20 protein-coding genes are annotated in these 20263 nt (G+C 69.0%); 19 read left to right on the forward strand and 1 reads right to left on the reverse strand.

Annotated features, from left to right (window positions below; all coding sequences use genetic code 11):
* The first annotated feature begins 13 nt into the window (after positions 1–13).
* Positions 14–1066 carry an NAD(P)H-dependent flavin oxidoreductase gene (locus tag ABIC63_RS04815; protein WP_354318923.1) on the forward strand — a complete coding sequence of 351 codons (1053 nt, stop codon included), beginning with the start codon at positions 14–16 and terminating at the stop codon, positions 1064–1066.
* A 148-nt stretch (positions 1067–1214) separates the two neighbouring features.
* Positions 1215–2114 (forward strand): DUF3014 domain-containing protein, encoded by a 900-nt coding sequence (locus ABIC63_RS04820; RefSeq protein ID WP_354318924.1) that lies wholly within the window; start codon positions 1215–1217, stop codon positions 2112–2114.
* A gap of 135 nt (positions 2115–2249) precedes the next feature.
* On the opposite strand, the gene ABIC63_RS04825 is transcribed toward ABIC63_RS04820, so the two are convergent.
* Entirely contained in the window at positions 2250–3062 is an 813-nt protein-coding gene (locus ABIC63_RS04825; protein ID WP_017760851.1) for an outer membrane protein assembly factor BamD, read from the reverse strand.
* 48 nt (positions 3063–3110) lie between these two features.
* Between ABIC63_RS04825 and ABIC63_RS04830 the strand changes: the two genes are divergently transcribed.
* The 17 genes from ABIC63_RS04830 (at position 3111) to ABIC63_RS04910 (ending at position 20204) form a co-directional block, all read left to right on the forward strand.
* Entirely contained in the window at positions 3111–4100 is a 990-nt protein-coding gene (locus ABIC63_RS04830) for an RluA family pseudouridine synthase (protein WP_354318925.1), read from the forward strand.
* Positions 4101–4265: 165 nt separating this feature from the next.
* Positions 4266–5012, forward strand: coding sequence for an SMC-Scp complex subunit ScpB (gene scpB / locus ABIC63_RS04835; protein WP_354318926.1), 747 nt, complete (start codon positions 4266–4268; stop codon positions 5010–5012).
* Positions 5005–6546, forward strand: coding sequence for a pseudouridine synthase (locus ABIC63_RS04840; RefSeq protein ID WP_354318927.1), 1542 nt, complete (start codon positions 5005–5007; stop codon positions 6544–6546). The genes scpB and ABIC63_RS04840 overlap by 8 nt, the downstream gene beginning before the upstream one ends.
* Before the next feature lie 240 nt (positions 6547–6786).
* The gene (gene ndk / locus ABIC63_RS04845) at positions 6787–7212 is read left to right on the forward strand and encodes a nucleoside-diphosphate kinase (RefSeq protein WP_017759345.1); all 426 of its coding nucleotides are present in this window, start codon (positions 6787–6789) and stop codon (positions 7210–7212) included.
* A 25-nt stretch (positions 7213–7237) separates the two neighbouring features.
* Positions 7238–8395, forward strand: coding sequence for a dual-specificity RNA methyltransferase RlmN (gene rlmN / locus ABIC63_RS04850; RefSeq protein WP_294374773.1), 1158 nt, complete (start codon positions 7238–7240; stop codon positions 8393–8395).
* The gene (gene pilW / locus ABIC63_RS04855) at positions 8392–9243 is read left to right on the forward strand and encodes a type IV pilus biogenesis/stability protein PilW (RefSeq protein WP_354318928.1); all 852 of its coding nucleotides are present in this window, start codon (positions 8392–8394) and stop codon (positions 9241–9243) included. Before rlmN ends, pilW begins: the two co-directional genes overlap by 4 nt.
* Positions 9236–10162: a helix-turn-helix domain-containing protein gene (locus ABIC63_RS04860; RefSeq protein ID WP_354318929.1), complete on the forward strand. Its 927-nt coding sequence runs from the start codon at positions 9236–9238 to the stop codon at positions 10160–10162. The genes pilW and ABIC63_RS04860 overlap by 8 nt, the downstream gene beginning before the upstream one ends.
* Before the next feature lie 61 nt (positions 10163–10223).
* Positions 10224–11519 (forward strand): flavodoxin-dependent (E)-4-hydroxy-3-methylbut-2-enyl-diphosphate synthase, encoded by a 1296-nt coding sequence (ispG, locus tag ABIC63_RS04865; protein WP_294374779.1) that lies wholly within the window; start codon positions 10224–10226, stop codon positions 11517–11519.
* A gap of 17 nt (positions 11520–11536) precedes the next feature.
* Complete coding sequence (gene hisS, locus ABIC63_RS04870; RefSeq protein WP_294374781.1) at positions 11537–12835, forward strand: histidine--tRNA ligase; 1299 nt, start codon at positions 11537–11539, stop codon at positions 12833–12835.
* 8 nt (positions 12836–12843) lie between these two features.
* A complete protein-coding gene (locus ABIC63_RS04875; RefSeq protein WP_294374783.1) occupies positions 12844–13512 on the forward strand; it encodes a YfgM family protein in 669 nt (222 codons plus the stop codon).
* A 14-nt stretch (positions 13513–13526) separates the two neighbouring features.
* Positions 13527–14675, forward strand: coding sequence for an outer membrane protein assembly factor BamB (gene bamB / locus ABIC63_RS04880; protein WP_294374786.1), 1149 nt, complete (start codon positions 13527–13529; stop codon positions 14673–14675).
* Positions 14676–14737: 62 nt separating this feature from the next.
* Positions 14738–16087: a ribosome biogenesis GTPase Der gene (gene der, locus ABIC63_RS04885; RefSeq protein WP_354318930.1), complete on the forward strand. Its 1350-nt coding sequence runs from the start codon at positions 14738–14740 to the stop codon at positions 16085–16087.
* A gap of 134 nt (positions 16088–16221) precedes the next feature.
* A complete protein-coding gene (gene hfq / locus ABIC63_RS04890; RefSeq protein ID WP_017760713.1) occupies positions 16222–16464 on the forward strand; it encodes an RNA chaperone Hfq in 243 nt (80 codons plus the stop codon).
* 61 nt (positions 16465–16525) lie between these two features.
* Positions 16526–17689 (forward strand): GTPase HflX, encoded by a 1164-nt coding sequence (hflX, locus tag ABIC63_RS04895; RefSeq protein WP_294374791.1) that lies wholly within the window; start codon positions 16526–16528, stop codon positions 17687–17689.
* A 76-nt stretch (positions 17690–17765) separates the two neighbouring features.
* Positions 17766–19097 (forward strand): FtsH protease activity modulator HflK, encoded by a 1332-nt coding sequence (gene hflK / locus ABIC63_RS04900; protein ID WP_354318931.1) that lies wholly within the window; start codon positions 17766–17768, stop codon positions 19095–19097.
* 19 nt (positions 19098–19116) lie between these two features.
* Positions 19117–20016 carry a protease modulator HflC gene (hflC, locus tag ABIC63_RS04905; RefSeq protein WP_294374794.1) on the forward strand — a complete coding sequence of 300 codons (900 nt, stop codon included), beginning with the start codon at positions 19117–19119 and terminating at the stop codon, positions 20014–20016.
* A complete protein-coding gene (locus ABIC63_RS04910; protein WP_294374796.1) occupies positions 20016–20204 on the forward strand; it encodes a DUF2065 domain-containing protein in 189 nt (62 codons plus the stop codon). The genes hflC and ABIC63_RS04910 overlap by 1 nt, the downstream gene beginning before the upstream one ends.
* Positions 20205–20263: the final 59 nt, after the last annotated feature.

The raw sequence follows: 20263 nt of genomic DNA on the forward strand, positions 1-20263 counted from the left end.
AGGACACCGACGCATGCGCCTCGACCTCGCCGCCCTGCTGGGCACCGCGCTTCCCATCATCCAGGCCCCCATGGCGGGCGTGCAGGGCAGTGCCCTGGCCATCGCGGTGTCGCAGGCCGGCGGGCTGGGCTCGCTGCCCTGTGCCATGCTGGCGCCCGACGCGATCGCGGGCGAGGTGGCCGCCATCCGCGCCGCGGCCGACCGGCCCTTCAACCTCAACTTCTTCTGCCACGTGCCGCCCGAGCCGGACGCCGCCCACGAGGCGCGCTGGCGCGAGCGGCTGGCCCCGTACTACGCGGAGTACGGCATCGACCCGGCCGGCATCGGTGCGGGTGCCGGCCGCCAGCCCTTCAGCGCCGCGCTGTGCGACCTGGTGGAGCCGCTGCGTCCGCCGGTGATGAGCTTCCATTTCGGCCTGCCGTCGCCAGAGTTGCTGGCCCGCGTCAAGGGCTGGGGCGCCCGCGTGCTGGCCAGCGCCACGACCGTGGAGGAAGGCCTGTGGCTGCAGGCCCAGGGCGCCGATGCCGTGATCGCGCAGGGGCTGGAGGCCGGCGGCCACCGCGGCCACTTCCTGTCGGACGACCTGAGCCGGCAGAGCGGCCTGTTCGCGCTGCTGCCGCAGCTGGTGACCGCGCTGGAGGTGCCGGTGATCGCTGCCGGCGGCATCGCCGATGCAGCCGGCGTGTCGGCGGCCATGGCGCTGGGCGCCGCGGGCGTGCAGGTGGGCACGGCCTATCTGCTGTGCCCCGAGGCCACGACAAGTGCCTTGCACCGGGCGGCGCTGCAGTCCGAGGCGGCGCGGCACACGGCGCTCACGCGGCTGTTCACCGGCCGGCCGGCCCGCGGCATCGTCAACCGGGTCATGCGCGAACTTGGGCCGATGAGTCCGGATGCGCCTGCCTTCCCGCTAGCCACGGCGGCCATCGCACCCCTGCGCGCAAAGGCCGAGGCGGCAGGCCGTGGCGACTTCACGCCCCTGTGGTCCGGGCAGAACGCCGCGGGCTGCCGTCCGGTGCCGGCCGGCGAGCTCACGCGCACCCTCGCCGAAGGCCTGGGCGTCCGCTGATCGCGGGGAACCTCGTGCTCCGGCGCGATTCGCACCGCCAGCGCGCCATCAGCGACCTGCCCTGTCACAACGGCTTACCGCGCCGTCTCCGGCCCGGGCAGGGCGCCGCCCACAATGGGCCTGTCGCCGAAGTCCAGGAGAGACCCGCATGTCCGAGCCCGATTTCCGTCCCCGTGCCGACCGTCCTGTCGGCCTGATCATCGCCCTCGTCATCGCGCTGGCCGCCGCCGGCTGGTTCGGCTGGCAGTGGTGGCAGCAACGGCAGATGCCACCGCCGCCCACGGCGCCCGTGGCCAGCCCGCCCACGCCGCCCGATGCGCCGCCACCGCTGGCCGCCACGCCGCCTGCGCCCACGACGCCGCAGAACCAGGTGGTGGCCATCGCCGAGCCCGACAAGAACCTGCCGGCGCTGGGCGAATCCGATGCCCGAATGCGGGCGGCACTGGTCGAGTTGCTGGGCAGCAAGGCCGTGGGCCAGTTCCTGCAGATGGACGACTTCGTCCGCCGTGGCGTCGCCACCATCGACAACCTCCCGCGCGAACATGCCCCGGTGCAGCGCTGGCCCGTGCGGCCCACCGACGGCCGCTTCCAGCTCCAGGGACAGGGCGAGCTGCGCACCGTCGCCCCCGACAACGCCGCGCGCTACACGCCCTTCGTGCTGCTGGCCGAAAGCCTGGACGCGGCGCGGGTCGCGGGCGTGTATGCGCGGCTCTATCCGCTCTTCCAGCAGGCGTACGAGGAACTGGGCTATCCCGGCCGCTACTTCAACGACAGGTTGGTCGCGGTGATCGACCATCTGCTGGCCGCGCCCGAACCCGCCGGGCCCTTGCAGATCCGCGTGGTGGAGGTCAAGGGCGACACGCCCGGCGACCGGCCCTGGGTGCGCTACGAATACGCCGACGAGCGCCTGCAGTCGCTGTCGGCGGGCCAGAAGCTCATGGTGCGGGTGGGGCTGGTCAACGAGCGGCGGCTGAAGGCCAAGCTGCGCGAACTGCGGACGCAGGTGGCGACGGCGGTGCCGGCTTCGGCCGGCGCGAAGAAGCCCTGAGGATGCAGCGCCGCGGCTTCCGAGCCATGAGGGCCTGGGCATCCTGACCTGCCCCGCAGCGCGGAACTGGCGCCCCAAAGAAGAAGGCCGCACATGGCGGCCTTCGACGCAGGGCGATGCAGGCTCAGGTGCCGCTCACCACAGCTTCCACCACGGATCGTCCTTGGTCTTGAAGCCCTGGGCCAGATAGCGGCTCTGCGGGTAGTTGGTGGTGAGCACGCGCTTGGTGTCGTCGCGCAGGTCGTTCATGCCCAGGGCGTCGTACGACAGCACCATGATGTAGAGCGCCTCTTCGAGCGCCGGCACCTCGCGGTAGTCGGCCAGGGCGATCTGGGCGCGGTTGATCGCGGCCAGGTAGGCGCCGCGCTTGTAGTAGTAGCGGGCCACGTGAACCTCGTACTGTGCGAGCGAGTTCACGATGTAGTTCATGCGCTGGCGCGCATCGTTGGCATAGCGCGAATCGGGGAAGCGCGTGACGAGTTCGCGGAAGGATTCGAAGGATTCCTTGGCGGCCTTCTGGTCGCGCTCGGACAGGTCCTGCCGCGTCAGCCAGGCGAACATGCCCAGGTCGTCGTTGAAGTTGATCGTGCCCTTGAGGTAGAGGGCATAGTCGATGGCGGGGCTGGCCGGATGCAGCTTCATAAACCGGTCCAGCGTGGCGAGGGCCTGGGCCTTGTCGCCGGCGCGGTACTGGGCGTAGGCCTTGTCGATCTGGGCCTGCTGGGCCAGCGGCGTGCCTGCGGCCCGGCCTTCCAGCTTCTCGAACAGCGGCACTGCCTTGTCGTAGGCGCCGCCATCGGCTTCGTCCTTCGCCTCGGAGTAGATCTTGTTCGGGCTCCAGTTGGCCGTCGGATCGGTCTTGGTGGAGGAGCAGCCCGCCAGCAGGAACCCGGCGGCGCAGAGGGCGAGCCACGAGGGGACCGCCGATAATCGGGTGCGAAACGTCACAGGCAAGCTTTCGTGAGTCAAACCCCCGGGATTATATCGACCCCCCCCTTGGCCCAGCCCGGGCCCGATGCCGAGGCCGACGAACCCTCGGACCACCTCGACGAGAGCGAGCGACGGGCCTTTTCCATCCCCGCGACCCTGCATGGTCAGCGCCTGGACCGGGCCCTGGCGCAACTGATCCCCGAGTTCTCCCGCAGCTACCTGCAACAGCTGGTCGAGGAGGGCGCGGTGCAGCTCCAGGGCCGGCCGATCCGCAAGTCGGCGACGGCGGTCCAGGCCGGCCAGGCTGGCGAGATCGAATTGCGCCCCACGCCGCAAAGCCAGGCCTTCCGGCCCGAGGCCATGCCGCTGCAGGTGGTGCACGAGGATGAGCACCTCGTCGTCATCGACAAGCCCGCGGGCCTGGTGGTCCACCCGGCGCCCGGGCACTGGAGCGGCACCCTGCTCAATGGCCTGCTGGCGCGTGATGCGAAGGCGGCCACCCTCCCGCGCGCCGGCATCGTGCACCGGCTGGACCGCGACACCAGCGGCCTGATGGTCGTGGCCCGCACGCGCCAGACCATGGACGCGCTGGTGCGGATGATCGCGGCGCGGGAGGTTTCCCGGCAGTACCTGGCCATGGGCCACCGCGCGTGGTCCGGCCCCGCCAGCCGTTCGGTGGAAGGCGCCATCGGCCGCGACCCGCGCAACCGCCTGCGCATGGCCGTGGTCGACCTGGCGCAGCATCCCGGCAAACCGGCCCGCACCCGCTTCGAGCTGCTCGACGGCCACGACCGCGGTTGCCTGGTGCGCTGCACGCTGGACACCGGCCGCACGCACCAGATCCGCGTGCACATGGCCTCCATCGGCCATCCGCTGGTGGGCGACGAGACCTACGGCGGCGCACCGGCGGCCGGCCTGCACCGTCAGGCGCTGCATGCCTTCCGGCTGGCCTTCGCGCACCCGATGACCGGCCAGGCGCTGGACCTGCGCTCGGCCCTGCCGTCCGACATTGCCGACGCCGCCCGGGCCTGGGGGCTCGACTACAATCGCGGCTGAGCGCCTCGCGGCGCGACCTCCGGCGGCCATCTTCTCGACTGGCCGTTCGCGCCTTCAGGACGGCGGCCCGTCCTGGCGCACAGCCGCAGACGTCGGCGCCTTCTTCTCTCTCGGCTCTTCTGTCCCGGCGCGCTCCGCGCGCTCCTTGCCTGGAACCTCGCCACCATGAATACGGCGGATGCCAAGCGCATTCTCGAAACCGCCCTGATGTGTTCGTCGCAGCCGCTGACGCTGCGCGACATGCGTGTGCTCTTCGATGAAGAGGTGGGCACCGACACGCTCAAGTCGCTGCTCGCCCAGATGCAGGACGAGTGGGCGCAGCGGGGCATGGAGCTGGTGGGCGTTGCCAGCGGCTGGCGCTTCCAGAGCCGGCCCGAGATGCGCGACTTCCTCGACCGTCTGCATCCCGAGAAGCCGCCGCGCTACACCCGCGCCGCGCTCGAGACGCTGGCCATCATTGCCTATCGCCAGCCGGTCACCCGCGGCGACATGGAGGACATCCGCGGCGTCACGATCAACTCGCTGATCCTCAAGCAGCTTGAGGACCGCGGCTGGGTCGAGGTGATCGGTCACCGCGAGACCGTGGGCCGTCCGGCCCTCTACGCCACCACGCGGCAGTTCCTGGACGACCTGGGCCTGGCCTCGCTTGACCAACTGCCGGCCATCGAGGCGCCGCACCAGCCCGGCGACATGGCCCAGGCCCTGGCGGGCCGCGGCTTGCCGCCGGAAGCCGGGCAGCCCGCCTTGCCGGTGGAGACGGTGCCGGTGCCCGAGCCGCAGGCGCCTTCCGCCGAGGCCGCCGCCACGGGGTCGGCCATCACGCCCGACGCCGAGCCGACAGCGCCCGCTCCCCCGCCGCCCGCTGCGGCATCCCCCGACACGAACACTTTCCCGGAAGCCCCTCATGACTGAATCCGATCCCGAACAGGGCCTGCCCGCCGGCGCTCCCGTTGCTGCCGATGCCGAGTCGGTGGCGGTGCCGCAGCCGGCCGGCGGCGAGGAGGGCGTCAGCACGCCCGCTCGCACGCGCCGTCCGCGTGGGAAGCGCGAGCTTGCCGCCGAACCCTCCGAGACCCAGACCACGGCCCCAATGACCGCAGAGCAGGAGCCGGGCACGGCGCAAGCGGCAGAGCCGGTGCCGGCCACCGTGGCCGGGCCCGCAGATGCGGCCGAGCGCGAAGGCGAGGGCGCTGGGGACGACCCCGTCGATGACGACGAGGCGGACGAGGTGGACGATTCCTCCGAGGGTGCCCGCGAGCGTGCGCCGGCGGCCCAGCCGATCCAGTTCGCGGATGTGATCTCCGGCGACTTCGACGCGCAGGAAGAAGAGGCTGCCGGCGCCGTCGCCAAGCGGGTGCTGCTGCCCCAGGCGGACGCTCCCAAGCTGCACAAGGTGCTGGCCCAGGCCGGCCTCGGCTCGCGGCTGGAGATGGAGCGGCTGATCCTGGAGGGCCGCATCTCGGTCAACAACGAGCCGGCCCACATCGGCCAGCGCATCCAGTACGGCGACCAAGTCAAGGTCAACGGCAAGCCGATCCGCTACCGCATTGCGCCGCCGCCCGCCCGTGTCATCGCCTACCACAAGCCGGTGGGCGAGGTCGTCACGCACGACGATCCGCAGAACCGGCCGACGGTGTTCCGCAAGCTGCCGCGGCTGCACCAGGGCAAGTGGCAGTCCGTGGGACGGCTGGACCTGAACACCGAAGGCCTGCTGCTGTTCACCAGTTCGGGCGAGCTGGCCAACCGCCTGATGCATCCGCGTTTCGGCCTGGAGCGCGAATATGCGGTCCGCGTGCTGGGCGCGCTGTCGAACGAAGAGAAGCAGAAGCTGCTCGACGGTGTTCGCCTGGACGATGGTGTCGCCCAGTTCGGCACCATCGAGGACGGCGGGGGCGAAGGCTCCAACTGCTGGTACCGCGTCACGATCTCCGAGGGCCGCAACCGCGAAGTGCGCCGGCTGTTCGAGGCTGTCGGCCATGCCGTGAGCCGGCTGATCCGCATCCGCTACGGTGCGATGGTGCTGCCGCGCGGCCTCAAGCGCGGCGCCTGGATGGAGCTTGACGAGCAGGACATCCGTGCGCTCACGCGTGCCGCCGGCGCCGAGATGCCGCGGCCTCAGGCCGACGATCGGCGAGGCGGAGGACCGGGACGCAATGGCGGCGGCAAGCGCAATGGCGTCAGCCGCAACGGTGGCCCGCGCGGCCCGGCTCCATCGTCTTTCGGCAAGGAAGGCAACGGGCCCGGCAAGGGCAACAAGGGCGGGCAGGGCGGCGGCCGCAAGGACGGCGGTGGCAAGAATACCGGTGGCAGCCAGCCCGATCCGATGAAGACCTCGCTCGGCTACATCGGCGCCGACAGCTTCACCCGCCAGCGCAAGGATGCGCGGCGCGGCAATGGCGGGCCGGGCGGTGGCGGCGGCGGCTTTGGCCGCAAGCGGGGCCGCTGACGCATCGCGGGCCGGCGCAGGCGCCTTCCAGGTGCCGCACCGGCCTCTTTTCACAAGGCTGTCGCCCGGCTTTGTTGAAGTAATACCTTCGAACACTGCGTGGCAACCCTGACGCGCGGATAAAATCGAGAGCTTTGCCGAGAGGCGCCCATCGTGGCCGGGAGTGTGGTCTCCCGTCCGCACTGCGCGGGAACCTCTGGCAAACGTGTTTCCTCCATTCAACCTCAGAGAAAAAAGCCCATGGCCATCGAACGCACCCTGTCCATCATCAAGCCTGACGCTGTCGCCAAGAACGTGATCGGCAAGATCGTCTCCCGTTTCGAGGCCGCCGGCCTGAAGATCGCTGCCGCCAAGCTGGTGCACCTCTCGCGCGCCGAAGCCGAGCAGTTCTACGGCGTGCACAAGGAGCGTCCTTTCTTCAAGGACCTGGTCGACTTCATGATCTCCGGCCCCGTGTTCGTGCAGGTCCTCGAAGGCGAAGACGCCATCGCCAAGAACCGCGACCTGATGGGCGCCACCGACCCCAAGAAGGCCGCTGCCGGCACCATCCGCGCCGACTTCGCCGAGAGCATTGACGCCAACGCCGTGCACGGCTCCGACGCCCCCGAGACGGCGGCCAACGAAGTCGCCTTCTTCTTCCCCTCGATGAACGTCTACAGCCGCTGAGGCTGAACCAGCCCGAGCCCGCGCCATGACTGCCACCAACCTGCTCGATCTCGATCTGGAAGGGCTGGCCGCGTTCTGCGAGGGCCTGGGCGAAAAGCGTTTTCGCGCCACGCAACTGTTCCGCTGGATCCACCAGCGTGGCGCCAGCGATTTCGAGCAGATGAGCGATCTGGCGAAGTCGCTGCGCGGCAAGCTGGCCGGCTGCGCCACCGTCACCGGCCTGCCGGTGCTGACGCAGCAGGAGTCGGCCGACGGCACCATCAAATGGCTGTTCGATGTCGGCAACGGCGATGCCGTCGAGGCCGTGTTCATTCCTGAAGACGACCGCGGCACGCTGTGCGTGTCCTCGCAGGCGGGTTGCGCCGTGGGCTGCCGCTTCTGCTCCACAGGGCACCAGGGTTTCAGCCGCAACCTGAGCACCGGCGAGATCGTCGCGCAGCTCTGGTTTGCCGAACATTTCCTGCGCCGCCATCTGGGGCGCGACGAGCGCGTCATCTCCAACGTGGTGATGATGGGCATGGGCGAGCCGCTGCAGAACTACGGCGCGCTGGTGCCGGCGCTTCGGACCATGCTGGACGACAACGCCTACGGCCTCTCGCGTCGGCGCGTGACGGTGTCCACGTCTGGTGTGGTGCCCATGATGGATCGCCTGGGCGCCGACTGCCCCGTGGCCCTGGCGGTGTCGCTGCATGCACCCAACGATGCCTTGCGCGACGACCTGGTGCCGCTGAACCGCAAGTACCCGCTGGCCGAGCTCATGAGCGCCTGCAAGCGCTACCTGGAGCCCGCCCCGCGCGACTTCATCACCTTCGAATACTGCATGCTGGATGGCGTCAACGACCAGCCCGAGCATGCCCGTCAGCTGATTGAGCTGGTGCGCACGAGTGGCGTCTCCTGCAAGTTCAACCTGATCCCCTTCAATCCCTTCCCCGCTTCCGGCCTGCTGCGCTCGCCCGCGCCGCGCGTGCAGGCCTTTGCGCGCCTGCTGGCCGACGCGGGCATCGTCACCACGGTGCGCAAGACGCGGGGTGACGACATCGACGCCGCCTGCGGCCAGTTGGCCGGTGACGTCAAGGATCGCACGCGGGCCGCCGAGCGTATGGCCGAGCGGCGCGTCGTGATGATGCGCAAGGCCGAGTCTCCGCCGCCGGATCGCCAGCCTGTTGGAGAAGCCGCACGATGAGCCTGCGCTGGCCGCGCTTCCATTCCGCCCAGGGGCGTCTTCTGGCGCTCGTTCCGGTGCTCTGCGTGGCGGCACTGGTTTCGGCGTGCAAGAGCACGGCGCCGGCGGTGGTGACGCCGCCGCCGCCGGCGGGCAACGCGCCGCTGCAGGTGGAGCCGGTCGATCCGGCCGTGCAGGCCAAGCGCAGGGCGCAACTGCGCCTGCAACTGGCGCTGGGCTACTTCGAGCAGGGCCAGAACCAGGTCGCGCTCGAGGAGATCGGCAATGCCCTGGCGGCCGATCCGTCGCTGGGGGCGGCGTACAACCTGCGCGGTCTGGTCTACATGCGCCTGGACGATCCGGCGCAGGCCGAGGACAGCTTCCGCCGGGCGGTGGCGCTCAATCCGCGGGACGGCGACGCGCTGCACAACTACGGCTGGCTGATGTGCCAGCAGAAGCGCTATGCCGATGCCGTCCAGCGTTTTGGCGCTGCCCTGGCCGTGCCGGGCTACCGCGACGCGGCACGCACCTGGATGACCCAGGGCGTGTGCCAGATGCAGGCCGGCGACAGCGCAGGGGCGCAGCGCTCGCTGATGCAGGCCTACGAGCTCGACAGTGCCAACCCGGTGGTCGGCTACAACTTGGCGCTGTTGCTCTACCAGCGCCGCGACGACGTGCGCGCCCAGTTCTACATCCGGCGCGTGAACAACGGCCCGTCCGCGAATGCAGAGTCGCTCTGGCTCGGCATGCGCATCGAGCGCCGGCTCGGCAATGTGGAGGCGGTCTCCCAACTGGGAATTCAGCTGCGTCGCCGCTTCCCGGACGCGCGCGAGACGCTGGCCTATGAGCGTGGAAACTTCAATGACTGATCAGGCGAGCGACGCGGCCGTCCAGGGCGGCGCCCCGGCATCCAACCCTGCCCAGCCGACTGCAGGGCAATTGCTGCGGGAGGCGCGCGAGATGCACGGCCTCCATCTCGAGGTTGTCGCCGCGGCGCTGAAGGTGCCCGTCCAGAAGCTCGCCGCGCTGGAGGCCGACGACCTGGCGCTCCTGCCCGATCCCGTGTTCGCGCGCGCGCTGGCGGCCAGTGTCTGCCGCGCCTTGCGCGTCGATCCTGCACCGGTGCTGGCGCGGCTGCCGGGTGCGCCCCGGGCCTCCCTGGCCGAATCCGACCGTGCGGTCGGCGACGCCATCAAATCCTCTTCGCATCGCAACGCGGGACTCGGGCGGACGACGCAGGGCCTGTCGCGCCCATTGATCGCTGTGGTGGCGCTGCTGCTGGGTGCGGCGGCCTTGCTGTTCTGGGTGCCGCAGAGCGCCATCGACAAGGTGACGGCAGCCCTGGCTCCGCAGGGTGGGCGCTCGCCATCCGCGCAGGGCGAATCCACGACCACGGCCGACGCACCGACCAGCGGGACGCCTGAGGCTGCGGCCACCGGTCAAGCCGCGCCGGCGGCGCCTGTGCCAGCGACCGCGGCGTCGCAGCCTGCGGTCGCCGAAGCGCCGGCCGCCGCTCCAGCGGCCGCGCCTGCGTCGTCGGAGGCGATCCAGATCACGGCCAAGGGCGAGGCCTGGGTGTCGGTGTCCGAGGCGGGCGGCCGGTTGCTGCAGCAGCGCACGCTGGCCAATGGCGAGACGCTGGCGCTCTCCGGCAAGCTGCCGCTGGCGGTGATCATCGGCCGCGCGTCCGCGGTGGACGTATTGGTGCACGGCAAGCCTTTCGACCTGACGCCCATCGCCCGGGGCGGCGGCGTCGCCCGCTTCGAAGTCAAGGCGGAGGCGCCGTGAACCGGCGCCTGCGCCGTTCGCGCGGCAGCCTCCGGGCTGTCTTCGCGCAGGAGTCCGCACGATGAGCTTCGACCGCATCCTCGACCCCGCCGCCTTGCCCATTGCGGCGGCCTCACCGGCAGGGCGCCGCTCGCGCCAGGCCCGCGTGGTCTGGGGCCCGCGCGTGGTCACGGTGGGCGGCGACGCGCCGGTGCGCGTGCAGTCCATGACCAACACCGACACGGTGGACGCCATCGGCACGGCCATCCAGGTCAAGGAGCTGGCGCAGGCCGGCTCCGAGATGGTCCGCATCACCGTCAACACGCCCGAGGCCGCGGCCCAGGTGCCCTACATCCGCGAGCAACTCGACCGTATGGGCGTGGACGTGCCGCTGGTGGGTGACTTCCACTACAACGGCCACCGGCTGCTGACCGACTTTCCGGCCTGTGCTGAGGCGCTGTCCAAGTACCGCATCAACCCCGGCAACGTCGGCAAGGGCGACAAGAAGGACCGCCAGTTCGGCCAGATGATCGAAGCCGCCATGCGCTGGAACAAGGTGGTGCGCATCGGCGTGAACTGGGGCAGCCTGGACCAGGAACTGCTGGCCGGCCTGATGGACGCCAACAGCCGCCGCGCCCAGCCCTGGGACGCCAAGGCCGTGATGTACGAGGCGCTGGTGAGCTCGGCCATCGACTCCGCCCGCCTGGCCGAATCGATGGGCATGAACGGCGACCAGATCATCCTCAGCTGCAAGGTGAGCGGTGTGCAGGACCTGATCTCCGTCTACCGCGAACTGGCCCGCCGCTGCGACTACGCGCTGCACCTGGGCCTGACCGAGGCCGGCATGGCGACCAAGGGCACGGTCGCCTCGGCCACCGCGCTGTCGATCCTGCTGCAGGAAGGCATCGGCGACACCATCCGTGTGAGCCTGACGCCCCAGCCCGGCGAGGCCCGCACGCAGGAGGTCGTGATCGCTGCCGAGATCCTCCAGGCTCTGGGCCTGCGTGTGTTCGTGCCCAGCGTCACGGCGTGCCCCGGCTGCGGCCGCACCACCAGCACCACCTTCCAGGAGCTGGCCAAGCAGATCGACGACTACCTGCGCATGCAGATGCCCGTCTGGCGCAATCGGTACCCGGGCGTGGAGGCGCTGAAGGTGGCCGTCATGGGCTGCATCGTCAACGGCCCGGGCGAGAGCAAACATGCGGACATCGGCATCAGCCTGCCCGGCACCGGGGAGGCGCCGGCCGCGCCCGTCTTCATCGACGGCGAGAAGGCGCTGACCCTGCGCGGCGAGAACATCGCCGCCGAATTCCACCAGATCGTCGAAAACTACATCGAGAAGCGCTTCGGCCAGGCCACGGCCACCGCAGGCGCCTGATCGACCCCCCGTCACCCATGGCTGAAAAGATCAGTGCCGTCAAAGGCATGAACGACATCCTGCCGCCGGAATCGGCGCGCTGGGAATGGCTCGAAGGCATCGTGCGCGAACAGATGGCGCGCCATGCCTACCGCAACATCCGCACCCCGATCCTGGAGCACACCGCGCTGTTCGTGCGTGGCATCGGCGAGGTGACCGACATCGTCGAGAAGGAGATGTACTCCTTCGAGGACCGCCTCAATGGCGAGCATCTGACGCTGCGTCCCGAGAACACCGCGAGCGTGGTGCGTGCCGTGACCGAGCATTCGTTCCTGTACGACGGCCCGAAGCGGCTCTGGTACACCGGCCCCATGTTCCGCCATGAGCGTCCGCAGCGCGGGCGCTACCGGCAGTTCCACCAGATCGGCGCCGAGGCCCTGGGCTTCGCCGGCCCGGACGTCGATGCCGAACTGATCCTGCTGGCCGCTTCGCTGTGGAAGGCGCTGGGCCTGACCGACGTGCGGCTGGAGATCAACAGCCTGGGCCAGCCGGCCGAGCGCGCCGCACACCGCGCCCAGCTCATTGCCCACTTCGAGCAGCATGCCGACAAGCTGGACGAGGACGGCAAGCGCCGCCTGCACAGCAATCCGCTGCGCATCCTCGATACCAAGAACCCGGCGATGAAGGACGTGGTCGAGGCGGCGCCGAAGCTGCTCGACTTCCTGGGCGAGGACTCGCTGGCGCACTTCGATGGCCTGCGCGCCATCCTCGATGCCAACGGCATTGCTTACACCATCAACCCGCGGCTGGTCCGCGGCCTGGACTACTACAACCTGTCGGTGTTCGAGTTCGTCACCGATCGTCTGGGTGCCCAGGGCACGGTGTGCGCCGGCGGCCGCTATGACGATCTCATCGCTCAGATTGGCGGGAAGCCCGCGCCGGCCGTGGGCTGGGCGATGGGCGTGGAGCGCGTGCTGGCGCTGCTGGAAGAGCAGGGCGCCGAATTCCCGACGCCGGCTGCAGACGTGTTCGCCGTGGTGCCCGACGCCGCGGCCATGCCGGTCGTGTTGCGCACCTTGACCCAGTTGCGGGCGCAGGGCGTGCAGGTGCAGATGCACGCGGCCGGGCCCGATGGCCAGGGCAGTTTCAAGTCGCAGTTCAAGCGGGCCGACGCCAGCGGCGCGCGGTTTGCGCTCATCTTCGGCGCCGATGAACTGGCCCGTGGCGAGGTCACCGTGAAATCCTTGCGCGACGGCACGGGCGCCCAGATCGCGCGTCCGCTCGACGACGTGGCCGCCTGGGCCCCCAGCCTACAATCCGCCGCTTCCCAAGACTGACCCTCCGTATGGCGACCCATCTCGATCTCGAAGAGCAGGAACAGCTCGACCGCCTCAAGCACTTCTGGAATCTCTACGGCAATCTGATCACCGGTGTCGTGATCCTGGCCGCGGTGGCAGTGCTGGGCTGGAACGGCTGGCAGTACTGGCAGCAGCGCCAGTCCACGCAAGCCGCCGCGCTTTACGACGAGCTCGATCGTGCGGCGCAGGCGGGCGATCCGGCCAAGGTCCAGCGGGCTTTCGACGACATGACCAGCCGCTTCGGCGGCACGGTCTATGCCCAGCAGGCGGGCCTGCTGGCCAGCAAGACGCTGGCCGACAAGGGCCAGGCCGATGCCAGCCGCGCGGCGCTGACCTGGGTGGCGGACAAGGGCAGCGATCCCGGCTATCGCGCTGTCGCGCGGCTGCGCCTGGCTGCGGCGCTGATGGAGACCAAGGCCTACGACGAGGCCCTCAAGCAGCTCGACGGCAGCTTCCCTGAGGAATTCAAGGGCCTGGTGGCCGACCGCCGTGGCGATGTGCTGCTGGCGCAGGGCAAGCGCAACGAGGCGCAGGCCGAATACAAGAAGGCATGGGCCGCCCTGGCCCAGGACGCGGCTTATCGCAGGCTGGTGGAGGTCAAGCTCAACGCCGTGGGCGTTGACCCGGCTTCGCTCTCGGCCAAGGCCACTTCCTGAAACGGATCCGATTCATGACCCTGTCGAAGCTTTCCACGTCCACTGTCTCCGCCCTGCGGGCCACCTGTGCCGGCCTCCTCGTGGCAGCGCTGGCCGCCTGCTCAGGCGCGCCCAAGCTGAAGCCGGAGGAGCTGCCGGCGAATCCGGCCACGCTCGGCGTGAGCCAGGCCTGGAGCGTCAAGATGCCGTCGGTGAGCTTTCCGCTGCGCGCGGCGGTCAGCGGCGACCGCGTGACCGTGGCAGCTTCGGACGGCACCGTGGTGGCCATCGACGCCCGTCAGGGCCGCGAGCTGTGGCGCACCCAGGTGGGCGCGCCGCTGTCGGCAGGCGTGGGCAGCGACGGCCAGCTCGCCGCGGTCGTGACCCGCAACAACGAACTCGTCGCGATCGAGGCCGGCAAGGTCATCTGGAAGGAGCGCCTTCCCGCCGAGACCTTCACGCCGCCGCTGGTGGCTGGCCGCCGGGTCTTCGTGCAGACGGCCGATCGCACCACGGCAGCCTTCGATGGCCAGAGCGGCCGTCGGCTCTGGCAGCAGAGCCGGGCTGGCGCCGATTCCCTGGTGCTGCGCAAGCCGGGCGTGCTGCTGCCTTTCGGTGACACGCTGGTCACCGGCATCGGGGCACGTCTGGTGGGCATGAACCCGGCCAATGGCAACTCGCGTTGGGAGGTGCCCGTCGCGTCCCCGCGTGGGACGAACGATGTGGAACGGCTGGTCGACCTGACCGGCACCGTCAGCCGTGTGGGCGACAGCATCTGTGCGCGGGCCTACTACGCGGCCGTCGGCTGTGTGGATGCCCAGCGTGGCGCGCTGACGTGGACCCAGCCGGCCGTCGGCTCTGAAGGCGTCTCCGGCGACGACACCCTGGTGTACGGCGTGGAAAGCAACGGCACCGTCCAGGCCTGGCGTCGTGCCGACGGCCAGCGTGCCTGGAGCATGGAGCGCCTGCGCCTGCGCAATCTGACGGCACCGCTGGCCGTGGGCCGCACCCTGGTCATCGGCGAGGACACGGGCACCGTGCACTTCCTCTCGCGCCAGGATGGGGCCGTGCTCAACCGCCTGGTGCCCGACGGTTCTGCCGTGGCTGCCGCGCCGACGGTCGCTGCCGATACGGTCGTGATCGTCACCCGCAACGGCGGCGTGTTCGGCTACCGGCCCGACTGATTCCCGCATGGCCGGCGCCTGCCGGCCGTTTTTTCAATGATCCGCTCTGAACGAAGGTTTGCATGAAGCCGGTTCTCGCGCTCGTAGGGCGCCCCAACGTCGGCAAGTCGACCCTGTTCAACCGCCTGACGGGCACGCGCGACGCCATCGTGGCCGACTTTGCCGGCCTGACCCGTGACCGGCACTACGGCAGCGGCCGGGCGGGGCCGCGCGAGTTCATCGTTATCGACACCGGCGGCTTCGAGCCCGATGCCGGCAGCGGCATCTACCAGGAGATGGCCAAGCAGACGCGGCAGGCCGTGGCCGAGGCCGATGTGATCGTCTTCGTCGTGGATGCGCGCGAGGGCCTGTCGGCCCAGGATCACGACATCGCCGGCGAACTGCGCCGGCTCGGCAAGCCCTGCGTCCTTGCTGCCAACAAGGCCGAGGGCATGAAGGACAGCGGACGCCTGGCCGAGTTCTACGAGCTGGGGCTCGGAGACGTGCATGCCGTCTCGTCGGCACACGGCCAGGGCGTCCGCACGCTGGTCGATCTGGCCCTCGACATGCTGCCGCCCGTCGAGGAGGAAGACGCCGATGCGCAGGACGAGGAGGGCGTGCGCCCCATCCGTCTGGCGGTGGCCGGTCGCCCCAACGTGGGCAAGTCGACGCTGATCAACACCTGGCTCGGCGAAGAGCGACTGGTGGCCTTCGACATGCCTGGCACCACGCGCGACGCCATCTCGGTCCCGCTGGAGCGCAATGGGCAGCGCTTCGAGCTGATCGATACCGCCGGTCTGCGTCGCAAGGGGCGCGTGTTCGAGGCCATCGAGAAGTTCTCGGTGGTCAAGACGCTGCAGGCCATCGAGTCGGCCAACGTCGTGCTGCTGCTGATCGATGCCACACAGGGCGTCACCGATCAGGACGCGCACATCGCCGGCTTCATCCTGGAGGCGGGCCGGGCGGTGGTCATCGCCGTCAACAAATGGGATGCCGTCGACAGCTACCAGCGCGAGCAACTGCAGCGGCAGATCGAGAACCGGCTGCCCTTTCTCAAGTTCGCCGCGCTGCACTTCATCTCGGCGAAGAAGCGGCTGGGCGTGGGGCCGGTGTGGCAGTCGATCATCCAGGCCCACCGTTCGGCCACGCGCAAGATGGCGACGCCCGTGCTCACGCGCGTGCTGCTGGAGTCGGTGCAGTTCCAGGCGCCCAAGAAGAGCGGCATGTACCGGCCCAAGTTGCGCTATGCGCACCAGGGCGGCATGAATCCACCGGTGATCGTCATCCACGGGAATTCGCTGGAACATGTGAGCGACAGCTATCGCCGATTCCTGGAGACGCGCTTCCGCAAGGAGTTCGACCTGATCGGCACGCCGCTGCGCATCGAGTTCAAGACTTCGCATAACCCCTATGCCGACAAGGACGGATCGTGATCCGTCATCATGGCGTCCCCTCCGGGCAGTAGCCGCTCTTTTTACGACGGCTTTCGCACGCGAATGTTGCAGTGCGGAAACCCTGTGTTAAGGTGCCCGGTCCAACAACTCTTCTTCTGAACACGGAGAATATCGTGAGCAACAAAGGGCAACTTCTACAAGACCCGTTCCTGAACACGCTGCGCCGCGAGCATGTTCCTGTCTCGATCTATCTGGTCAACGGCATCAAGCTGCAGGGCCAGATCGAGTCTTTCGACCAGTACGTCGTGCTGCTTCGCAACACGGTGACGCAAATGGTCTACAAGCACGCCATCTCGACCATCGTGCCCGGCCGGGCCGTCAATTTCTCGGTCACCGAGAGCGACGCCAGCGCCTGAGTGGCATGGGACGGGTTGGCGAACCGTCAACCCGTCCAACATGCATCAGGCTCCCCTGCATTTGTCTGAATCCATCCCCCGCCAAGAAGGCGCGGCCGTTCTGGTCGGCGTCGACTTTGGCCTTCCCCATTTCGATGGCGAGCTGGAAGAACTCGGCCTTCTCGCCCAGACCGCCGGGCTCGACCCTGTTGCCCGCCTGAGCTGCAAGCGCAAGGCACCCGATGCCGCACTCTTCGTCGGTAGTGGCAAGGCGGAAGAGATCCGCGAACTCGCGCTGATGCACCGTGCGAGCGAGGTGATCTTCGATCAGGCCTTGTCGCCCGCCCAGCAGCGCAACCTCGAACGCGAGTTGGGCGTGGCCGTGTACGACCGCACCTTCCTCATTCTCGAGATCTTTGCCCAGCGGGCGCGCAGCCACGAGGGCAAGCTTCAGGTTGAGCTGGCGCGTCTGCAATACCTGAGCACGCGCCTCGTAAGGCGCTGGTCTCACCTGGAGCGCCAGACGGGCGGTGCCGGTGTGCGGGGCGGCCCAGGTGAGAAGCAGATCGAACTCGACCGCCGGATGATCGATTCGTCGATCAAGCGCACCCGCGAGCGTCTGGCCAAGGTGCAGAAGCAGCGTGGTACGCAGCGGCGGCAGCGCGAGCGGCGCGACACCTTCAACATCTCGCTGGTCGGCTACACCAACGCCGGCAAGTCCTCGCTGTTCAACGCGCTGGTCAAGGCGCGTGCCTATGCGGCCGACCAGCTCTTTGCCACGCTGGACACCACCACCCGCCATCTCTACCTCGGCGATGTGGGTCGGCGCGTGTCGATCTCGGACACGGTCGGTTTCATTCGCGAACTGCCCCACGGCCTGGTGGATGCCTTCAAGGCCACGCTGCAGGAGGCGGTGGATGCCGACCTGCTGCTGCACGTGGTGGATGCCGCCAATCCTCACCATCCCGAGCAGATCGCGGAGGTGCAGCAGGTGCTGGCCGACATCGGCGCGACCGACGTGCCGCAACTGCTGGTCTTCAACAAGCTGGACGCCCTGCCCGAGGAGCGGCGTCCGCTCAAGCTCGCCGATGAGATGGAGCTGGATGGCCAGGCCGTCCCGCGCCTCTTCGTGAGTGCCCACACGGGCGAGGGCCTGCCCGCGCTGCGTGGGGCGCTGGCCCAGCGTGCCGAAGCGGCCGCGATCACCCCATGGTCGCAGTCCGAATTGCAGAGTGCCGAGCACTGATTGGGCACAATAGCCCGCGCCAATCACACCTAATCACCGAATGAAGTCAATGCCTGTGTGGAGACGGGTTCAGGGAATGTTCAACCTGAACGATGGCCGTTGGGGTCGGGGCGACGATGCGTCGTCCTCCTCCGAGGGCGACCGCCCGTCCACGAGCCGGCCGGAGGGCGAGCCGCCCGTGCCGCCTTCCAACCCCCGTCCGAGGAATCCGGGTCCCAACCAGGGGCCGCCGGATCTCGACGAACTCTGGCGCGACTTCAATCGCAAGCTCGGCGGCCTGTTCGGCGGTCGCGGTGGCAATGGCGGTGGTCCGCGTCCGCCCAATTTCGGCGGCGGCAAGCCTGACATGAAGAATGCGGGCTTCGGCATCGGTGCCGTCATCGGCGTCGCGTTGCTGATCTGGCTGGGCACCGGCTTTTTCATCGTCAACGAAGGCCAGCAGGCGGTGATCACCCAGTTCGGTCGCTACAAGCAGACCGTGGGTGCCGGCTTCAACTGGCGCCTTCCCTATCCGATCCAGCGCCACGAGATCGTGGTGGTCACGCAGATCCGTTCGGCCGATGTCGGTCGTGACGCCATCGTGCGTTCGACGGGCCTGCGCGAGTCGGCCATGCTGACCGAGGACGAGAACATCGTCGAGATCAAGTTTGCGGTGCAGTACCGCCTGTCCGACGCACGGGCCTGGCTGTTCGAAAGCAAGAGCCCGTCCGAGACCGTGGTGCAGGTGGCCGAGACCGCCGTGCGCGAGGTCGTGGGCAAGATGAAGATGGACGCCGCACTCGCCGAGGAGCGCGACCAGATCTCGCCGCGGGTGCGCCAGCTGATGCAGACCATCCTCGACCGCTACAAGGTGGGCGTGGAAGTCGTCGGCATCAACCTGCAGCAGGGCGGCGTGCGTCCGCCCGAGCAGGTGCAGGCCGCCTTCGATGATGTGCTCAAGGCCGGCCAGGAGCGCGAGCGCGCGAAGAACGAGGCCCAGGCCTATGCCAATGACGTGGTGCCGCGTGCCGTGGGTACGGCTTCGCGCCTGAAGGAAGAGGCCGAGGCGTACAAGGCCCGTGTAGCGGCGCAGGCCCAGGGTGATGCGCAGCGCTTCGGCCAGGTGCTGGCCGAGTACCAGAAGGCGCCGCAGGTCACGCGTGACCGCATGTACACCGACACCATGCAGCAGATCTATGCCAACACCAGCAAGGTGCTGGTCGAAAGCCGTCAGGGCTCGAACCTGCTGTACCTGCCGCTGGACAAGTTGATGCAGCAGAGCGGATCGCAGAACACGCCCGCGCCGGCCGACGGCGCACCGCCGGCGGTGGCTGGCACCGCCGCCCCGCAATCCTCGGCCATCCCGGTCGCGCCCTCGGGCGACTCGCGCGCCCGCGACGCTCGCTCGCGCGAGCGTGACGTCCGCTGAAACCGGCGAGAACAAGAACATGAACAGAATCGGATTCATCGGCGCCTCGCTGCTCATCCTGCTGGTGCTCGCCAGCTCCATGCTTTTCGTGGTGGACCAGCGCCAGTTCGGCGTGGTCTACCAGCTAGGCCAGATCAAGGAAGTCATCACCGAGCCGGGCCTCAAGTTCAAGTTGCCCCCGCCCGTGCAGAACGTCTCGTACATCGACAAGCGCCTGCTGACGCTGTCGAGCATGGACACCGAACCCATGCTGACGGCCGAGAAACAGCGCGTTGTGATCGACTGGTACGTGCGCTGGCGCATCGTGGATCCGTCGGCCTACATCCGCAACGTCGGCCTCGATGAGAGCGCCGGTGCTGTGCAGCTCAACCGCGTGGTCCGCAATGCCTTCCAGGAGAACATCAACAAGCGCACCGTGCGCGACCTGATCTCCGCGCGCCGCGAGGACGTGATGAACGACGTCCGCCGCGAGGTGCTGAGTGTGGTGCAGGGCGGCAACGCCTGGGGCATCGACATCGTGGATGTCCGTGTGACGCGCATCGACTATGTCGAGGCCATCACCGAGTCGGTCTACCGTCGCATGGAGGCCGAGCGCAAGCGTGTGGCCAACGAGTTGCGTTCGACCGGCCAGGCCGAGGGCGAGAAGATCCGCGCCGACGCCGACCGTCAGCGCGAGGTCACGGTGGCCAACGCCTACCGCGACGCCCAGAAGATCAAGGGCGAGGGCGATGCGCAGGCGGCGTCCGCCTATGCCGATGCCTTCGGCCGCGATCCGCAGTTCGCGCAGTTCTACCGCAGCCTCGAGGCCTACAAGCAAAGCTTCAACAAGAAGAGCGACGTGCTGGTGGTGGATCCTGCCGCCACCGACTTCTTCCGCGCGATGCGCAGCAGCGGCAGTACCACCTCGCCCCAGCGCTGATGAGCGGCGACAGCCTCTGGCAGGCGCTGGCGCTCGTGCTGGTGATCGAGGGGCTGTTTCCGCTGCTCTCGCCGGGTGGCTGGCGTCGTGCGTTCAGCCAGCTGCTCCAGCTGCGCGACGGCCAACTGCGCTTCTTTGCCCTGTGCAGCGTGGCCGTCGGCGTGCTGCTCTTCTGGCTGGCGAGCTGAATCCCTTCGTCTTGCCGAAGGCCTTCCACGTGCGTCCTTGAGGCGACGGCCCGCCGCGG

The sequence above is a fragment of the Pseudacidovorax sp. 1753 genome (genome assembly GCF_040544975.1).
Taxonomy (GTDB): Bacteria; Pseudomonadota; Gammaproteobacteria; order Burkholderiales; family Burkholderiaceae_C; genus Xenophilus.

Excerpts from the sequence above, each read along its gene's own strand:
- scpB (WP_354318926.1), top strand. The coding sequence starts at position 4,266 with ATGAATACGGCGGATGCCAAGCGCATTCTCGAAACCGCCCTGATGTGT.
- hflK (WP_354318931.1), top strand. The coding sequence starts at position 17,766 with ATGTTCAACCTGAACGATGGCCGTTGGGGTCGGGGCGACGATGCGTCG.
- pilW (WP_354318928.1), top strand. The coding sequence starts at position 8,392 with ATGAGCCTGCGCTGGCCGCGCTTCCATTCCGCCCAGGGGCGTCTTCTG.
- ABIC63_RS04860 (WP_354318929.1), top strand. The coding sequence starts at position 9,236 with ATGACTGATCAGGCGAGCGACGCGGCCGTCCAGGGCGGCGCCCCGGCA.
- der (WP_354318930.1), top strand. The coding sequence starts at position 14,738 with ATGAAGCCGGTTCTCGCGCTCGTAGGGCGCCCCAACGTCGGCAAGTCG.
- rlmN (WP_294374773.1), top strand. The coding sequence starts at position 7,238 with ATGACTGCCACCAACCTGCTCGATCTCGATCTGGAAGGGCTGGCCGCG.
- ABIC63_RS04875 (WP_294374783.1), top strand. The coding sequence starts at position 12,844 with ATGGCGACCCATCTCGATCTCGAAGAGCAGGAACAGCTCGACCGCCTC.
- ABIC63_RS04820 (WP_354318924.1), top strand. The coding sequence starts at position 1,215 with ATGTCCGAGCCCGATTTCCGTCCCCGTGCCGACCGTCCTGTCGGCCTG.
- ndk (WP_017759345.1), top strand. The coding sequence starts at position 6,787 with ATGGCCATCGAACGCACCCTGTCCATCATCAAGCCTGACGCTGTCGCC.
- hisS (WP_294374781.1), top strand. The coding sequence starts at position 11,537 with ATGGCTGAAAAGATCAGTGCCGTCAAAGGCATGAACGACATCCTGCCG.
- hflC (WP_294374794.1), top strand. The coding sequence starts at position 19,117 with ATGAACAGAATCGGATTCATCGGCGCCTCGCTGCTCATCCTGCTGGTG.
- ispG (WP_294374779.1), top strand. The coding sequence starts at position 10,224 with ATGAGCTTCGACCGCATCCTCGACCCCGCCGCCTTGCCCATTGCGGCG.
- ABIC63_RS04815 (WP_354318923.1), top strand. The coding sequence starts at position 14 with ATGCGCCTCGACCTCGCCGCCCTGCTGGGCACCGCGCTTCCCATCATC.
- bamB (WP_294374786.1), top strand. The coding sequence starts at position 13,527 with ATGACCCTGTCGAAGCTTTCCACGTCCACTGTCTCCGCCCTGCGGGCC.
- ABIC63_RS04840 (WP_354318927.1), top strand. The coding sequence starts at position 5,005 with ATGACTGAATCCGATCCCGAACAGGGCCTGCCCGCCGGCGCTCCCGTT.
- ABIC63_RS04910 (WP_294374796.1), top strand. The coding sequence starts at position 20,016 with ATGAGCGGCGACAGCCTCTGGCAGGCGCTGGCGCTCGTGCTGGTGATC.